Below are 13612 nucleotides of genomic sequence, written 5' to 3' on the forward strand. Positions count from 1 at the left end.
CGCCATGGCTCGCGACACCAACGCCCTTGCCGAAGGGCTTCGCGGCTGGCTCAAGGACCGGGGCGAACGCATTACCGGCGTTCGCACCCTGTCCGCCGGCCATTCGAACGAGACCTATCTCGTCGAAGGGATCAACGAAATACTGCGCATGCCGCCATCGGAGGAAGGCCTGCTGCCGCCTTACGACATGGTCCGCCAGCACGAGGTGCTGACCGCCGTGGCAGGCGCCGCACCGGGCGTGCCCCTGCCCCCGATCCTGGAATTGTGCACCGATGCGGACGTGCTGGGCGACCAGTTCTTCCTGATGGGCTGCATCCCGGGCGAGGCGTTCGAATACGCCGTCCCCGATTGGCTGGCCGTCGATCCGGTGGACGGGGCGAACAGCGTCTGCACCCAGTGGTTCGATGCGCTGGCCGCGCTCCACGCCATGCCGGTTTCGGCCATGCCCCCGGGCGGCCGCACTGTGCAGGAAGAGGCGCAGCACTGGCTCACCGTGTCGCAAGGATCACAGGCCGATCCGCGGCTCATCGCGATCCTTGAAAACCTGGTGAAGTCCCCGCCGCGCACGTCGGGCGCGCCAACGCCGGTGCATGGCGATCCCAAGCACGGCAACTGCCTGTGGCAGGACGGCAAGCTCACCGGCCTGCTCGATTGGGAAATGGCGCAGATCTCCGAACCGCTGCTCGATCTCGGCTACATCCAGCTGTTCCACGATCAGGGCGATGCGGCGCTGGCCAATGCCGGGTTCGAACTGCCCGGCTGGTGGTCGCCGCAGCGCATGACCGACGAATGGGAAAAGCGCACCGGCCGCACCGCCGTGGACGTTGACCGCTACGTTGTGCTGGGACAGGCCAAGATCTCGGCGATCATCTCTGTCGGCGCGCACCTGTTCAACAGCGGCCGCATTGCCGATCCACGCTTCCAGGCCTTCGGGGCGGTGCTCCCCGCCTACGTCACTTTGCTTGACAAGCGCGCGCAGGCCGCCGGCTGAGCCGACCGACGACCAACAAAAAGGGGGGCGGACCACCAAGGTCCGCCCCCCTTTCTTATTGCTCCGATCACCCTTCGCGGGGTGATGGACAGAAACCGCTCAGGCCGCTGTCAGCTCAAGCAGGCAATCGCCGAATTCCACGAGATCATTCGCCGCAAAGCCCAGCGACACCACGCGGCCACCATCGCGCGCAACCACGTCGGTCTTGCGCCCCAGCACGTCGATGCGCGCCACGATCGCGCCCGGCGCCATCGTCTCGCCCACCGCGCAGCACGGCTCGAACAGCCCCAGATGCGGCGCAGAAACACCCACGGCCGGCTCCGCGACAGCGGCAGGCGCGATCACCACGTCCGCCGCCAGCATCGGGTTCGCACCACCATCGGGCCGCGCCAGGAACAGCCGCAGGCCATGCTTGCGCCAATAGAAGTCCTTCAGCCCCGCCTTGCGAAACTGCCACAGCAGCGCGCGGATATCCTGAATTGCCGTGTCCATCGGTTCAACCCTCCAGCGCGACCAGAAGCGCCGGCAGAACCGGCTCGGTAATCATTGTCGTCACCCCGGCCTTGCGCACAGCGCGGGCGATGTCGACATTGGCCAGCGCCGATCCGCGCGCGGCCGACTTGCCCGAAAGCGCCCCCGCCAGATCGTCGGCAGAGCCTTCGGCCAGCAGCAGGTCCACGTCGACCGCGTCCGCCTCGCCGCCCGCACCGGGGTGCAGCACGGCGATCGGGCTGCGCTCGCGCGCCCAGTCGATCAGACGGGAAAGACGCGGGTCTTCCGCTTCACGCGGAGCCTCGGTCGGCAACGCGCCGGCATAGACCTTGCCCGTGGCGCCATCCACGGTGACGAGCTGGCCCGCCAGCGCCAGCGCGCCAGCGCCCACGCCCACCACGCACGGACGGCCCAGCGCCCGGCTGACCACCGCCGCGTGCGAAGTCGATCCGCCCTGCTCGGTCACCACCGCGCGCGCGGCGATCATGCCGTGCACATCGTCGGGGCTGGTCGTCGCGCGCACCAGCACCACGGCCTCGCCGGCCGCCGCGCGGCGCTCGGCTTCGTCGGAATCGCCCACCAGGATGCCCGTGGCCACGCCGGGGCAAGCGCCCTCGCCGGAAGCCAGCAGTTGCGCACCCTCGCTGGCCCCCGCCGCCAGATGCGGCAGCAGCAGTGTGGAAACTTGTTCCGCGCTCACCCGCGAAAGCGCGGTGGCGGCATCGATCCGCCCTTCGTTGACCATATCGACCGCGATGCGCACCGCGGCAGCGGGCGCACGCTTGGCCGAACGCGATTGCAGCAGGTAGAGCTTGCCCGTCTGCACGGTAAACTCGATGTCCTGCACGTCGCCGTTCTCGGCTTCCAGGAGAGCGGATGCCGCCAGCAGCGCGGCGTGCGCTTCGGGCACATGGTCGTGCATGGCCTCCAGCGAAAGCGGCGTGAACTTGCCCGAAACCACGTCCTCGCCCTGTGCGCGCGGCAGGTACTCGCCATAAGGCACGGGATCGCCGACCAGTGGGTTGCGACTGAACAGCACGCCCGTACCGCTCAGGTCATCGAGGTTGCCGAACACCATCGCCTGCACGGTCACCGCCGTGCCCAGATCGTGCGGAATGTTGTTGTGCTCGCGATAGCGCTTGGCGCGCCGCGTGTTCCAGCTGTCGAACACCGCCTGCACCGCACCGAGCAGCTGCGCCCGAACGTCGTCCGGCACATCACCGCCAGCTTTGGCAACTTCGCCGCGCCACGCGGCCGGATCGCCATCGTGGTGCAGTTCCACCGGCGTCTTGAGCACAATGGCGCTGTAAAGCTCGATGAAGCGGCGGTGCGTATCGCGGGCAAAGCCGGGAAGGCCGGTTTCGCTGGCGAGCGACGCTTCGCCCTCGTCATCGATGCCAAGGTTCAGCACCGTGTCCATCATGCCCGGCATCGAAATCGCAGCGCCCGATCGCACCGACAGCAACAGGCGCTTGTCGCCCTTGCCAAAGCTGCGCCCGTTCTGCGTTTCAAGCCAAGCCAGCCCGGCAGCAATCTCATCCTCCAGCCCCACCGGAAACGCGCCTTCGGCCAGATAGGCAAGACAGGCTTCGGTGGTGATGACGAAGGCGGGCGGCACATGCAGGCCCAGCGCAGCCATACGCGCCACGGACCAGGCCTTGCCGCCGATCAGCTTGCGGTCGGGCAGCGAGGCCCCGTCGAGGGGCAAAATCCAGCGGTTCATCGTTATTCCTCGCGCTCGCGGCCCATGATCCGCAGCAGTTCTTCGTGCAGTTCGAACCACACGGTGTGATAGCTGTCGCGCCGGATATCGCTGACCCATTCGTGGTCGCCATCCTCGGATGCTTCCAGCGCCGCCAGCAGCTTGTCGGCATAATACTTCAGGCGCGGCAGCTTGGCCGACAGGCGATTGAGGATGCCCTCGGCCTGTTCGTGAAGCCCCCCCAGGCGGTCGATCACCGCCTCGTCGTGCGCCTTGTCGCTGTGATCGTTGGCCACTTTCGCGCCGCCCACGTCCAGCGTCTGCCAGTCGGTGATGATCTGCTTGAGCGTGCGATTGATCCGCTCGAAGCCTTCATAGGCCGCCACGAATCCTTCGTCCGCACGCAGCGGTGCAAAGTGCCGGGCATAACGCGCCTGCAGCGCAACCCCTGCCAGCGGCGTCAGCGCATAGGCGTCCTTCGCCTCCACCGCCCGGCCGCCGGCCACGGCCTGTTCCAGCACGGCCTTCGCGCTCGCTTCGGGCACGCCGGCAAGGTGCGCAATGGCGGCCGCCGGCGCGTGGCGCTTGATCGCGGTGGCATGGAGCACAAGATCGCGCTCTGGCATGGTAACGCTCATCGTGCGGCCTCCTCGATCAGCCAGACGCGGCCAACGCGCTCGGTGCCCTGCTGGTAATCCTCGGTGGTCTTGGCCTGCGCGGTGGCTTCCAGCACGATGCGGTCGCCCTCGCGAATGCCCGTCACCTTGGCGTTCATCAGGCACGGAATGTTGTATTCGCGCGTCAGGATGCCGAGGTGCGAGCGGATCGAGCCGCCCGCGCAGATCACGCCGGCAAACTGGTCGATGATCGGCGCGGTCAGTGTGCCGCCCGAATCGTCGATGATCGCGATCGAACCTGCGGGAACGCCGCCCGAAAGCAGCTCCATCACGCGTTCGTTCGACCGCACGTAAAGCGCGGTTCCGGTCACGTCGGCGGGATAACGCACCACGTTGTCGCCCACGCCGCGCAAGGCCTTTCCGTCGCCGTCCGGCTCACCAGTCGGTGCGTCGGGATGGGCAAAGCCCTCCCCACTTTCGGCCGCGCCGTCGGCAGGCTTGTAGGCATCAGGCCGTTCGGCAACAGACGCGCGCGACGACCAGTCGAAGCGGTAGCCGCTCGCCAGAATCGTGCGCTCGACGTTCTCGATATCCGCCGCTGTCACCGCGTCGGACCCTGAAAAGACGAACGATTCCCAATCCTGACCCGATTCGGCAAAGCGCTTGCGCACTTTCTCACGCACCAGGTCCAGCACGGCCTCCACCAGCGGGGTCGCTGGCGGTGCGGCGTACAGGACATCGTCTATCGGCAGTTTCTCGGAGACCACGTAACCTCCCATGCATCCTCTTCCGCACAGATTGCCGATGCCGGCGAGGGTGTCAAGAAGATTGGATGAAATCGTCCGACGATCTTGACGCGTTTAAACAGGTCGCATACCTCGGGCGCATCACAACCTTGCCCCTTGGGAGGGAACGCAAATGCTCAAAGCCAATCCCCGCGTCCTGCTGGTGAACGACGACGGGATCGACGGCCCCGGCCTCGTCATGCTGGAAAAGATCGTCCGCACCTTCACCGACGATGTCTGGGTCGTTGCGCCCGACGAGGAGCGCTCGGGCGCTGGCCATTCGCTGGCCACCACCTTGCCGATCCGCGTGCGCCAGCGCGATGAGCGCCACTTTGCGATCAAGGGTACGCCCACCGATTGCGCCCTGCTCGGGATCTATGAACTGATCGAGGGCAAGAAGCCCGACATCCTGATTTCGGGGATCAACCGCGGGCCCAACCTTGCCGAAGACATCACCTATTCCGGCACCGCGGCCGCCGCGATGGAAGGCGCGCTGCTGGGTATTCCGGCGATCGCGCTCAGCCAGTATTTCCGGCCGCCCGCCCCGGTCCAGTGGGACACGGCCGAAAAATATGCCGGCGAAGTGATTGAAAAGCTGCTGAAGCTGGAATGGACGCCGGGCCTGTTCGTCAACGTCAACTTCCCCGGCTGCCCGGCCGATGAAGTGACTGGCATGCGCGTGACCACACAAGGCCAGCGTCCGCCGGGCGCGTTCATCCCGGAACGCCGCGTCGACGTGCGCCACTTCCCGTATTACTGGATCAAGATCATGCTTCCCGAAGGCGGGCACGCGCCGGGCAACGACCTGCAAGCGATGCTCGACAAGGAAGTCTCGATCACCCCGATGCAGCTCGACATGACCTGCCGGCCCGCGATTCCAGCGCTGGAAAAGCTGTTCGGCTGAAAGCGGCCTAAAGCCACCTAAAGCCACCTAAACCCGGTCTGGATCGACCCAAGCCGATCTGGACCGGGTTGCCGGGGATCAGGAACGGGCAAGAATGGTGACGGCGGACATGCCGTCTTCCACCCCGTAGAACCCGCCCGAGTTCTCCGCGATGGCGACTTTCGCGCCTTCCACCTGACGCCCGCCGGCACCCCCGCGCAGCTGCGTGACCAGTTCGTGAATCTGCCCGATCCCGGTCGCCGCCAGCGGGTGCCCCTTGGACACCAGTCCACCCGAGGTGTTCACCGGAATCCGTCCGCCCAGCGCGGTTTCGCCGCGTTCGGCTGCTGGTCCGGCTTCGCCCGGACCGACGAGGCCCAGCGCTTCGGTCTGGATGATTTCGCCGATGGAGCTGGCGTCGTGGACTTCGGCCAGGTGCATGTCCCGCGGGCCGAGACCGGCCTTTTCATAGGCGATGGCCGAGACGCGGCGCGTGACGTGCTTCGCGTAGTCATCGGGCGCGCGGTCGGTTCCGCTGCGGTTTTCCGCCGCCAGCACGCGAATGGGCAAACCGCTGAAACGCTTCGCCATTTCCGCCGAACAGACGATTGCGGCCGATGCACCGTCGCTGATCGGGGCGCACATCGGATTGGTCAGCGGCCAGGCGACCTGCGGCGCGGCAAGGATCTGCTCGACGCTCATCGCCTCGCGATATTGCGACAGCGGGTTCCACTGCGAATGGGTGTGATCCTTGGCGGCAACGGCCGCGATCTGGGCCTGCGTGGTGCCATAGGTTGCCATGTGCAGGCGGGCCTGCGCGGCATAGGCTTCCATCAGGACGTTGGGACTTTCGCTTTGTTTGCCTTCGGGAACCGGCTGCAACAGGTGTGCAGTCTTGCCGATGAAATCGCGCGCCTCCACCAGATCGCGCGGCTGCTGGAACACCGCGAACCGCTTGGCCCGGTCATCGCTGTAAAGCTTCTCCACCCCGACCACGAGGGCGATTTCGGCAAGGCCGGCCTTCACGTAGTCGATGGCGAGATGCAGGCCGACGGTGGAACTGGCGCAGGCCTGCTCCACATGGAAACTGCGCGCGCCGCTGATGCCCAGCGGGCGCAGCGCATATTCGCCTGGGATCGACATTTCGCCCGCGAAAAAGCCCTGGATCACGTTGGCATAGACCGCCATGTCGATCTGGCTGCCCTCCACCCCGGCATCGGCCAGCGCGGCGCGAACGGCCATTTGCGTGAGCTGTTCGTGGCTCTTGTCGAGATGCCGGCCAAAGGGCGTCATGCCGACGCCAAGGATCACCACGTCACGCATCGTCAGATCGTCCGTCCTGCCTGTTGCCAGCGCGCCTTGCGCAGTTCCGCGCGGAGCACCTTGCCGGCGTTGGAGCGCGGCAGGCTGGCCATGACCTCCACCGCCTTGGGTGTCTTCACCGCGCCCAGCTTTTCGCGCGCGGCGGCCAGCAGCGCATCGACATCGACCGTGCAACCAGCGCGCGGTTCGACCACCGCGACCACGGCTTCGCCCCACTTTTCGTCCGGAACGCCGATCACCGCGCAGTCCTGCACTTCTGGCCAGGCCATCAGCACCTGTTCGACTTCCGCCGGATAGACGTTGAAGCCGCCCGAAATGATCATGTCCTTCTTGCGGTCCACCACATAGAACCAGCCGTCTTCATCGCGCACGCCGACGTCGCCGGTGTGGTGCCAGCCGAACGTCGAGACTTCGGCCGTCGCAACGGGGTTCTTGTAGTATCCCTTCATCACCAGCGGACCGCGCACCACGATTTCGCCGCGTTCGCCGGGGCCAAGGATCTTGCCGTCATCGTCCATGATCTCGACGATGGAAAGCAGGTTGGCGCGGCCGCAGCTTCCGGGATGGGCGAGTTCGCCCGCTGCATTGAGGTGTTCGTGCGGCGGCATGGCGGTGACGCACATCGGCGCCTCGGTCTGCCCGAAGCTGGCGTTCATCACCGGGCCGAGCACTTCGATCGCCTCCTTCAAGCGGTCGAGCGACATCGGCGCGCCGGCATAGGAGATGTATTCGAGGCTGGAGAGATCGGCATCGCGCACGCGCGGGTGGGCGAGCAGCATGTAGATCGCCGTGGGAGGCAGGAACATGTAGGTCACGCGTTCGCGCTCGATCGCGTCGATGACGTCGCCCGCGTCGAACTTGGGCAGGATCACCACCGAGCCACCCAACGCCATGCTGGCGAGCGCCAGCGGGCCGGCGGCATGGGTCATCGGCGCGGCCACGAGGTTTACCGGCGGGGCCTTCATCGGCATCGAGGCGACGAGGCTGGAGACGAGCGCCTGCCAGTTGCCGTTTGACAGCATGACGCCCTTCGACCGCCCCGTGGTTCCGCCGGTGTTGGCAAGGAAACCGAGTTCGTCAGGATGGCCTTGGCGGCGCTGGGGCACGGGCTCGTCGCCCGCCACTTCCAGATCGCCAAGGAACACGTCAGCTTCGGCCAGCGGCTTGTCGAGCGCGACATAGCGGCGGATGTTGGGGCATTCCTGCCGGAAGGTGGCGATGCGGTCCGCCACCTCGGAATGGACGAACAGCGTATCCACATCGAGCAGGTCCAGCAGGTAGGCGTTTTCCGCCACCGCAGCGCGGTTGTTGGCCATGACCCACACGCCATCGGCGCGCAGGATGCCCAGGATCGCCTCGAACGCGCGGGCGCTGTTGCCGCTGAGCACGGCGCCGTGGCCCCCCGCCGGGAAGCCATCGGCGATCAGCCCGCGCGCGATCGCATCGCTGCGCGCCTTGACCTGCGCATAAGTGCTGACCGTGCTGCCTTCGATCATGCAGGGCCGGTTCTGCGCCATGCGCGCGCCCCGGTCGAAGAAGTCGATCATACGCATATGATCAGCGCCGCATCGACAGTTCGAGTTCGCTCGACCGGATCTGCACGACCGGCAAGGTCGCCACCTGCATCAGCTTTGCCACCTGATCGAGTTCGCTCGACGACAGCGTGGGGAAGTCCTGCCGGACGGGACCGGCGGCGCGCATCCGTTCAATGTCGGCAGCCGGGACCAGCGCGCGCAGCAGCAGTTCGTCGTCGTCGCCGTTGGTGCCGTGCCGGCGATGCAGTTCGGCGCGATCAGGCTGTTCGGGGGGCGTGGCGATGATTTCCCTGGCACGCGGCGCAGACATGATCCGGTCCATCGCTTCGGCGTCGATCGGCGCGGGCGGCTGGCCATAATAACCGGCGGCGTACTGGATCACCTCGTCCGGCACCGCCGAATAGCGCTTGCCGGTGACGATGTTGAGCACCGCAACGGTGCCGACCAGCTGCGCGAAGGGCGTGGCCATGCCGGGATAGCCCAGTTCGCGGCGTACCAACGCCACTTCCTCAAGCACCTCGGGCAGCTTGTCGAGCATGTTCTGCTGGATCAGCTGGTTGCGCAGCGTGCCCATCATGCCGCCCGGAATCTGCGTGGTCAGAGAGGTCACGTCGTATTCGTAGTGCTGGTCATGGAGGTAGCCCGCCGCCTTGGCCACGCTGCGGAAATGGTCGGACACCACCTTGAGCTTCGAGGTGTCGATGTTGTGGGTGTGGCCCAGCGCTTCCATGTTCTTGACCATAATGTCGATCGAAGGGATCGACGGGCCATTGGCCATCGAACGCGCGGCGGTGTGCAGCACGGTGACGCCGAACTCCACCGCGTCGCAATAGGCCTTGGCCGACTGGGCGAGCATGTTGTTCGAATGCAGCTCGATCGGCTTGCCGCGCGCCTTCGCCTTGATCGCGGGGATCAGCGTCTTGATCCGGTCGCGGTCGAGGACGCCGCCGGTGTCGTACAGCAGCAGGCTGTCGACTTCGGGCAGCGCGGAAAGCTTGTCCGCCTTGTCCGCCCAGAACGCATCGTCGTGCACGGGTGAGAGCGTGAACAGCATCGTGCCCGCCACCTGGCAGTCATAACGCTTCGCCACCTTGGCCAGCCGGTGCATCTGTTCGATGTTGAACAGCACGTCATAGAGCCAGAAGCTGCGCAAGCCGTGGACGCAGAGCCGGTCCACCCAGATGTCCATCAGCGCATCGGGCGTGTGCCCGAACGTGACCGAACCGTTGGAGCGGCAGCCCGCACGCAAGGGCGTGTTGGGCATGGACTTCACCAGCATGTCCAGCCCGGCCCAGGGATCTTCCTGGCAGTGGCGGATCAGCACTTCGAACAGCGACGAGCCGGCAAGGCTGATGGTGTTGTAGCCGGTCTGGTCGATGATCGGCGTAACCGGCAGCGCCATGCCGGCCTGCATGCGCATCCCCCACAGGCTCTGCTGGCCATCGCGCAGGGTTTCGTCGAGAAAATTGATATGGGCCATGGGGGGCTTACTCCGCCGCCATGCGCTGGGGAGCGAACATGTCCTGTTCCAGCCAGCGCGTGTGGATCGTGTTGTTGCGGAACGCTTCTTCGCGCAGGATCTGGCGATGAAGCGCGATGGTGGTGGGCACGCCTTCCACCTCGAAGCTGTCGAGCGCGGCGGTAAGGCGGTCGATCGCCTTGTCGCGCGTTTCGGCGTGGACGATCAGCTTGCCGATCATGCTGTCGTAGAACGGCGGGATGGTGGCGCCTTCGCTGATGTGGGAATCGAGGCGTATGCCTTCTCCCTCGGGCGGGCGCCAACGCGTGACGGTGCCGGGCACGGGCACGAAATCGCGCGTCGGGTCTTCGGCATTGATGCGGCATTCGATGGCGTGGCCTGACAGGACCACGTCTTCCTGCGTCACCGAAAGCCCCTGCCCGCCGGCGATGCGCAATTGTTCGCGCACCAGATCGCGGCCAGTGACCATTTCGCTGACGGGGTGTTCCACCTGGATGCGGGCGTTGACCTCGATGAAATAGATTTCGCCCCGCAGCACGTCGTAGAGGAATTCGGCGGTGCCGGCGTTGCGGTAGTTCACGCTCTTGGCGAGGTTTACCGCAGCGCCATGCAACTGGGCACGCAAGGCATCGGGCATGGCCACGCAGGGCGCTTCCTCGATCACCTTCTGGTACCGGCGCTGCACCGAGCAATCGCGTTCGCCGAAGTGGATCACCTGCCCCTTGCCGTCACCGACAAGCTGGACTTCGACATGGCGGGCTTCGGGCACGAAGCGCTCCATGAACAGGGTGCCGTCGTTGAACGCGGCCTGCGCTTCGGCGCTGGCCTTGTGGAAGCCGGCCTCGACTTCGCCGGCATCGCGCACGATCACCATGCCGCGCCCGCCACCACCTGCCGCCGCCTTCAGCAGCACAGGGTAGCCGATGGAATCCGCGATGCGGCGCGCATCGGCGGCCGAGGCGATCTCGCCGCTGCCGGGCACGAGCGGCACCCCTGCGGCGGCGGCCATTTCCCGTGCGCGCAGCTTGTCGCCCAGCGCCTCGATCATGTCGCCTTCAGGGCCGACGAAAGTGATGCCGTGGGCATCGCACAGCCGGGCGAGTTCGGCCCGTTCGGACAGGAAGCCATAACCGGGATGGAGCGCATCGCAGCCGCTGGCCTTGGCGGCCTGAACCACCAGCTTCGCGTCGAGATAGCTTTTCGCGGCGGGACCGGGTCCGATCACCAGCTTGCGATCGGCAAGGCGGGCGGCGGCGCTGTCGCGGTCGGCATCGGAAACGCCGATCACGGTTTCAAGGTTCTCCGCCTGCGCGGCGCGCAGCACGCGCAGGGCGATTTCCCCGCGATTGGCGATGAACAGGCGCGAGATGGCCATCGGTTCAGCCCGCCTTCACGGCAAAGAGCGGCTGGCCGGCCTGCACCAGATCGCCATCGCCCGCCAGGATCGCCACCACGGTACCCGAAACCCCGGCACGAACGGCGGTGAACAGCTTCATCACTTCCACAAGGCACAGCTCGGTTTCGGCCGTCACTGCCGCGCCGATCTCGACATAGGCGGGCGCACCAGGCTTGGGGGCGCGGTAGAATGTGCCAAGATAGGGCGCGACGACCACGCTGGCGCCTTCGGGAACGGCGGCGCCAGCGGCCTTCGGAGCGGCAGCGGGCGCTGCCGGGGCGGCGGTGGGCGCCGCAGCAGGATGGACCTGCGCCGGCTGCGCAGCGGTGGAAACACTCACCTTCGGACCATCAAGGCCGATGGCATTAGGGTCCTGCGACAGGTAGATTTCCAGATCGCCGGCGCGCGCGTGCAGTTCACGCAAGCCCGACTGGCGGAAATCCTCGACCAGCCGTTCGAGGTCCTTGAGGGGATCGCCCCCTTTCACGCCTGCGCTGCTCATGCACGTGCACTCCTGATACGTTCGATGTCGGCCTGGGTGAGGCCCGTGCCCTTGCCCTCAAGCGGAGTGCCCGCCTGTTCGAGCCGATAGAGCTGCTGCACCCGTTCATCATCGGGGTGGAACTTGGCCGTGGTGTCGCACACGAAGCGGAATTCCTCGCTCATCTGCGCCGGGCGGAACGCGGCGGCGCGGGCGTTGAATTCGGCCAGCGGCAGGCGCCCGGCGGTGGTGGTGTAGATGTCCTGCTTGTGCGGGAATGCGCTGGTGCCCTTGGGGATCGGGCCGAGCGTGGGCGCGGCATCCTTGCGTTCGAGCACCGAATAGGGAACCTGCGTGATGTAGCGCGCCGGCTTGTTGTTGTGCTGCATCATCACATAGGGATTGAGCTGCTGGCTGGGCAGCGAGGTCAGGCCCACCATCTCACCCAGGAAATCGCGCCCGAACTCGTCGTTGAACAGCGAACGGAAGCGGTTGGCGCGCGGGTCGATGGCCATCCAGTCGTCGTGTTCATAAACGCCGGCGAGGTGCGCGAATTCCTTGGCCATCGAGAAATAGACGAGGCAGCCCGCGTCCATCATCTCGTCACGCGACCACCCTGCCATGCGCTTCCACAGCGCGACGGTGGCGGCGCGGATGCGCTCGGTGAGGTCCTCGAACGTTGCGGCGAGTTCCTCGGCGCTCCCCATGCCAACGGGGATGAAGCCGTCGGACAGCGCGTCGGAGGTGTAAAGCCCCACGCCGGTAAGCTTTTCCGAGGTAAATTCGGGGCGGGATTCGAAGCTGCCCCAATCGTCCATCAGGTAGAAGTGGCAGCCGGTGGCCTCCATCGTCACCGTCAGGTTGCTGAACGGGATGTCACCCGCCACGCCGTCGAGCCAGGGGTAATCGCCCTCGGCCAGATCGGAGAAGTCGCGAATGATCATCTCGCGATCCTCGCCCACCTTGTAGGGGCCGGAGTTGTTGAGCGCGCAACGGCTCTCGCACGAGACGAGAAAGCCGTATTGCGAGATCGTGGCGAGGAAGGCCTGCGCGGCGTTGTTCAGGCGGTCGCCCGGGGCGCAGCGCTGAAGTTCGGCGTGGAAGCGCTGGACGCGGCGCTCGGGCAGGAGCTGCACGCGCTGGCCGAATTCGCGGGCGTTGAGGTGGCCGTCCTCACGCTGCTGGGCCAGCTTGAAGCGGCGCCAGAAGTCCGTGATGTAGGCCACGTCCTCGGCCGCATCCTCGGCGCTCAGCATGCCGAAGTTGATCAGCATCTCGCGCCCCAGCAGGTAGAACGTGGGGAACGCCCAGCCGACGAGGTTGCCAAGCTTGCCGCCCATGGCGCGCGAGCGATCGCCCAGCTCCTCGGCCTTCATGCGGGCCTCCACCTTCCGGAGCAGCTCCGGATAGCGGTAGAACGCGCAAAGGTACGAGAGCAGCATATACGAGGGCACGGGGAACAGCTTGGATTCCTGCACCGTGCGGGTGACGCAGAGCCAGTAGGTATCGTCGCCGATCGATTGGATCGCGTTGTTGGCCTCTAGAAGCCGAACGTAATCGGGCATCATCCCCATCCTTCTTGTGTTGCAACCCTTGTGGCGCAACCGGTTCTCATCTGTCAATATCGTCCGACGATTTTGATTGCGCGAGATCCGGATTCCCTGTCACAAGGGCATTTGACGGAAGTGCAAGGGAGTGCGCGCAAATGCAGGTAAATCAAGCCATCGACGCGCGGCAGTCGGCCTATGCAACCCTTGGCGGGAATCCGTCAGCGGCGCTGGCAAACCGGAGCGAATCAGCAGCTCGCAATGACTGGACGCGCGAGGAGATCGCCGCGCTGTTCGACCTTCCGTTCCCCGAACTCGTGTTCCGCGCCGCCGAAGTGCACCGCGCGCATCACCGCGCGGGCGAAGTGCAGCTGTGCACG

At 66.1% G+C, this 13612-nt stretch carries 12 protein-coding genes and 1 pseudogene; 3 read left to right on the top strand and 10 right to left on the bottom strand.

Going from position 1 to position 13612, the window contains the following annotated elements; all coding sequences use genetic code 11:
- Nucleotides 1-4: 4 nt before the first annotated feature.
- Nucleotides 5-991 carry a phosphotransferase family protein gene (locus OLX02_RS19090; RefSeq protein ID WP_264425430.1) on the top strand — a complete coding sequence of 329 codons (987 nt, stop codon included), beginning with the start codon at nt 5-7 and terminating at the stop codon, nt 989-991.
- A gap of 99 nt (nt 992-1090) precedes the next feature.
- Here OLX02_RS19090 and OLX02_RS19095 read toward each other — a convergent pair whose 3' ends face one another.
- From OLX02_RS19095 to OLX02_RS19110, 4 genes are read right to left on the bottom strand one after another with little or no spacing between them, the layout of a single operon-like run.
- Nucleotides 1091-1483 (bottom strand): hypothetical protein, encoded by a 393-nt coding sequence (locus tag OLX02_RS19095; protein ID WP_264425432.1) that lies wholly within the window; start codon nt 1481-1483, stop codon nt 1091-1093.
- A 4-nt stretch (nt 1484-1487) separates the two neighbouring features.
- Nucleotides 1488-3206, bottom strand: a complete 1719-nt coding sequence (locus OLX02_RS19100) for a pyruvate, phosphate dikinase (RefSeq protein ID WP_264425434.1) — start codon at nt 3204-3206, stop codon at nt 1488-1490.
- Nucleotides 3207-3208: 2 nt separating this feature from the next.
- Nucleotides 3209-3823: a hypothetical protein gene (locus OLX02_RS19105; protein WP_264425435.1), complete on the bottom strand. Its 615-nt coding sequence runs from the start codon at nt 3821-3823 to the stop codon at nt 3209-3211.
- Entirely contained in the window at nt 3820-4581 is a 762-nt protein-coding gene (locus OLX02_RS19110; RefSeq protein WP_264425436.1) for a PEP-utilizing enzyme, read from the bottom strand. The genes OLX02_RS19105 and OLX02_RS19110 overlap by 4 nt, the downstream gene beginning before the upstream one ends.
- 139 nt (nt 4582-4720) lie before the next feature.
- Between OLX02_RS19110 and surE the strand changes: the two genes are divergently transcribed.
- On the top strand, nt 4721-5491 hold the full coding sequence (surE, locus tag OLX02_RS19115) for a 5'/3'-nucleotidase SurE (RefSeq protein WP_264425438.1): 771 nt from the start codon (nt 4721-4723) through the stop codon (nt 5489-5491).
- A 78-nt stretch (nt 5492-5569) separates the two neighbouring features.
- Here surE and OLX02_RS19120 read toward each other — a convergent pair whose 3' ends face one another.
- From OLX02_RS19120 to OLX02_RS19145, 6 genes are read right to left on the bottom strand one after another with little or no spacing between them, the layout of a single operon-like run.
- Complete coding sequence (locus OLX02_RS19120) at nt 5570-6793, bottom strand: thiolase family protein (RefSeq protein WP_264425439.1); 1224 nt, start codon at nt 6791-6793, stop codon at nt 5570-5572.
- A 2-nt stretch (nt 6794-6795) separates the two neighbouring features.
- Nucleotides 6796-8346: a class I adenylate-forming enzyme family protein gene (locus tag OLX02_RS19125; protein ID WP_264425440.1), complete on the bottom strand. Its 1551-nt coding sequence runs from the start codon at nt 8344-8346 to the stop codon at nt 6796-6798.
- 4 nt (nt 8347-8350) lie between these two features.
- Nucleotides 8351-9808 (bottom strand): pyruvate carboxylase, encoded by a 1458-nt coding sequence (locus OLX02_RS19130; RefSeq protein WP_264425442.1) that lies wholly within the window; start codon nt 9806-9808, stop codon nt 8351-8353.
- A 7-nt stretch (nt 9809-9815) separates the two neighbouring features.
- Complete coding sequence (locus tag OLX02_RS19135) at nt 9816-11183, bottom strand: acetyl/propionyl/methylcrotonyl-CoA carboxylase subunit alpha (protein ID WP_264425444.1); 1368 nt, start codon at nt 11181-11183, stop codon at nt 9816-9818.
- Between the two features lie 4 nt (nt 11184-11187).
- Nucleotides 11188-11706 (bottom strand): acetyl-CoA carboxylase biotin carboxyl carrier protein, encoded by a 519-nt coding sequence (accB, locus tag OLX02_RS19140; RefSeq protein ID WP_264425445.1) that lies wholly within the window; start codon nt 11704-11706, stop codon nt 11188-11190.
- Nucleotides 11703-13250, bottom strand: a complete 1548-nt coding sequence (locus OLX02_RS19145; RefSeq protein WP_264425446.1) for a hypothetical protein — start codon at nt 13248-13250, stop codon at nt 11703-11705. The genes accB and OLX02_RS19145 overlap by 4 nt, the downstream gene beginning before the upstream one ends.
- A gap of 140 nt (nt 13251-13390) precedes the next feature.
- On the opposite strand from OLX02_RS19145, the pseudogene OLX02_RS19150 reads away from it, so the two are divergent.
- Nucleotides 13391-13612: pseudogene (locus OLX02_RS19150) on the top strand (hypothetical protein); the annotation flags it as partial.

The sequence above is a fragment of the Novosphingobium sp. KCTC 2891 genome, from assembly GCF_025938155.1.
GTDB lineage: Bacteria > Pseudomonadota > Alphaproteobacteria > Sphingomonadales > Sphingomonadaceae > Novosphingobium.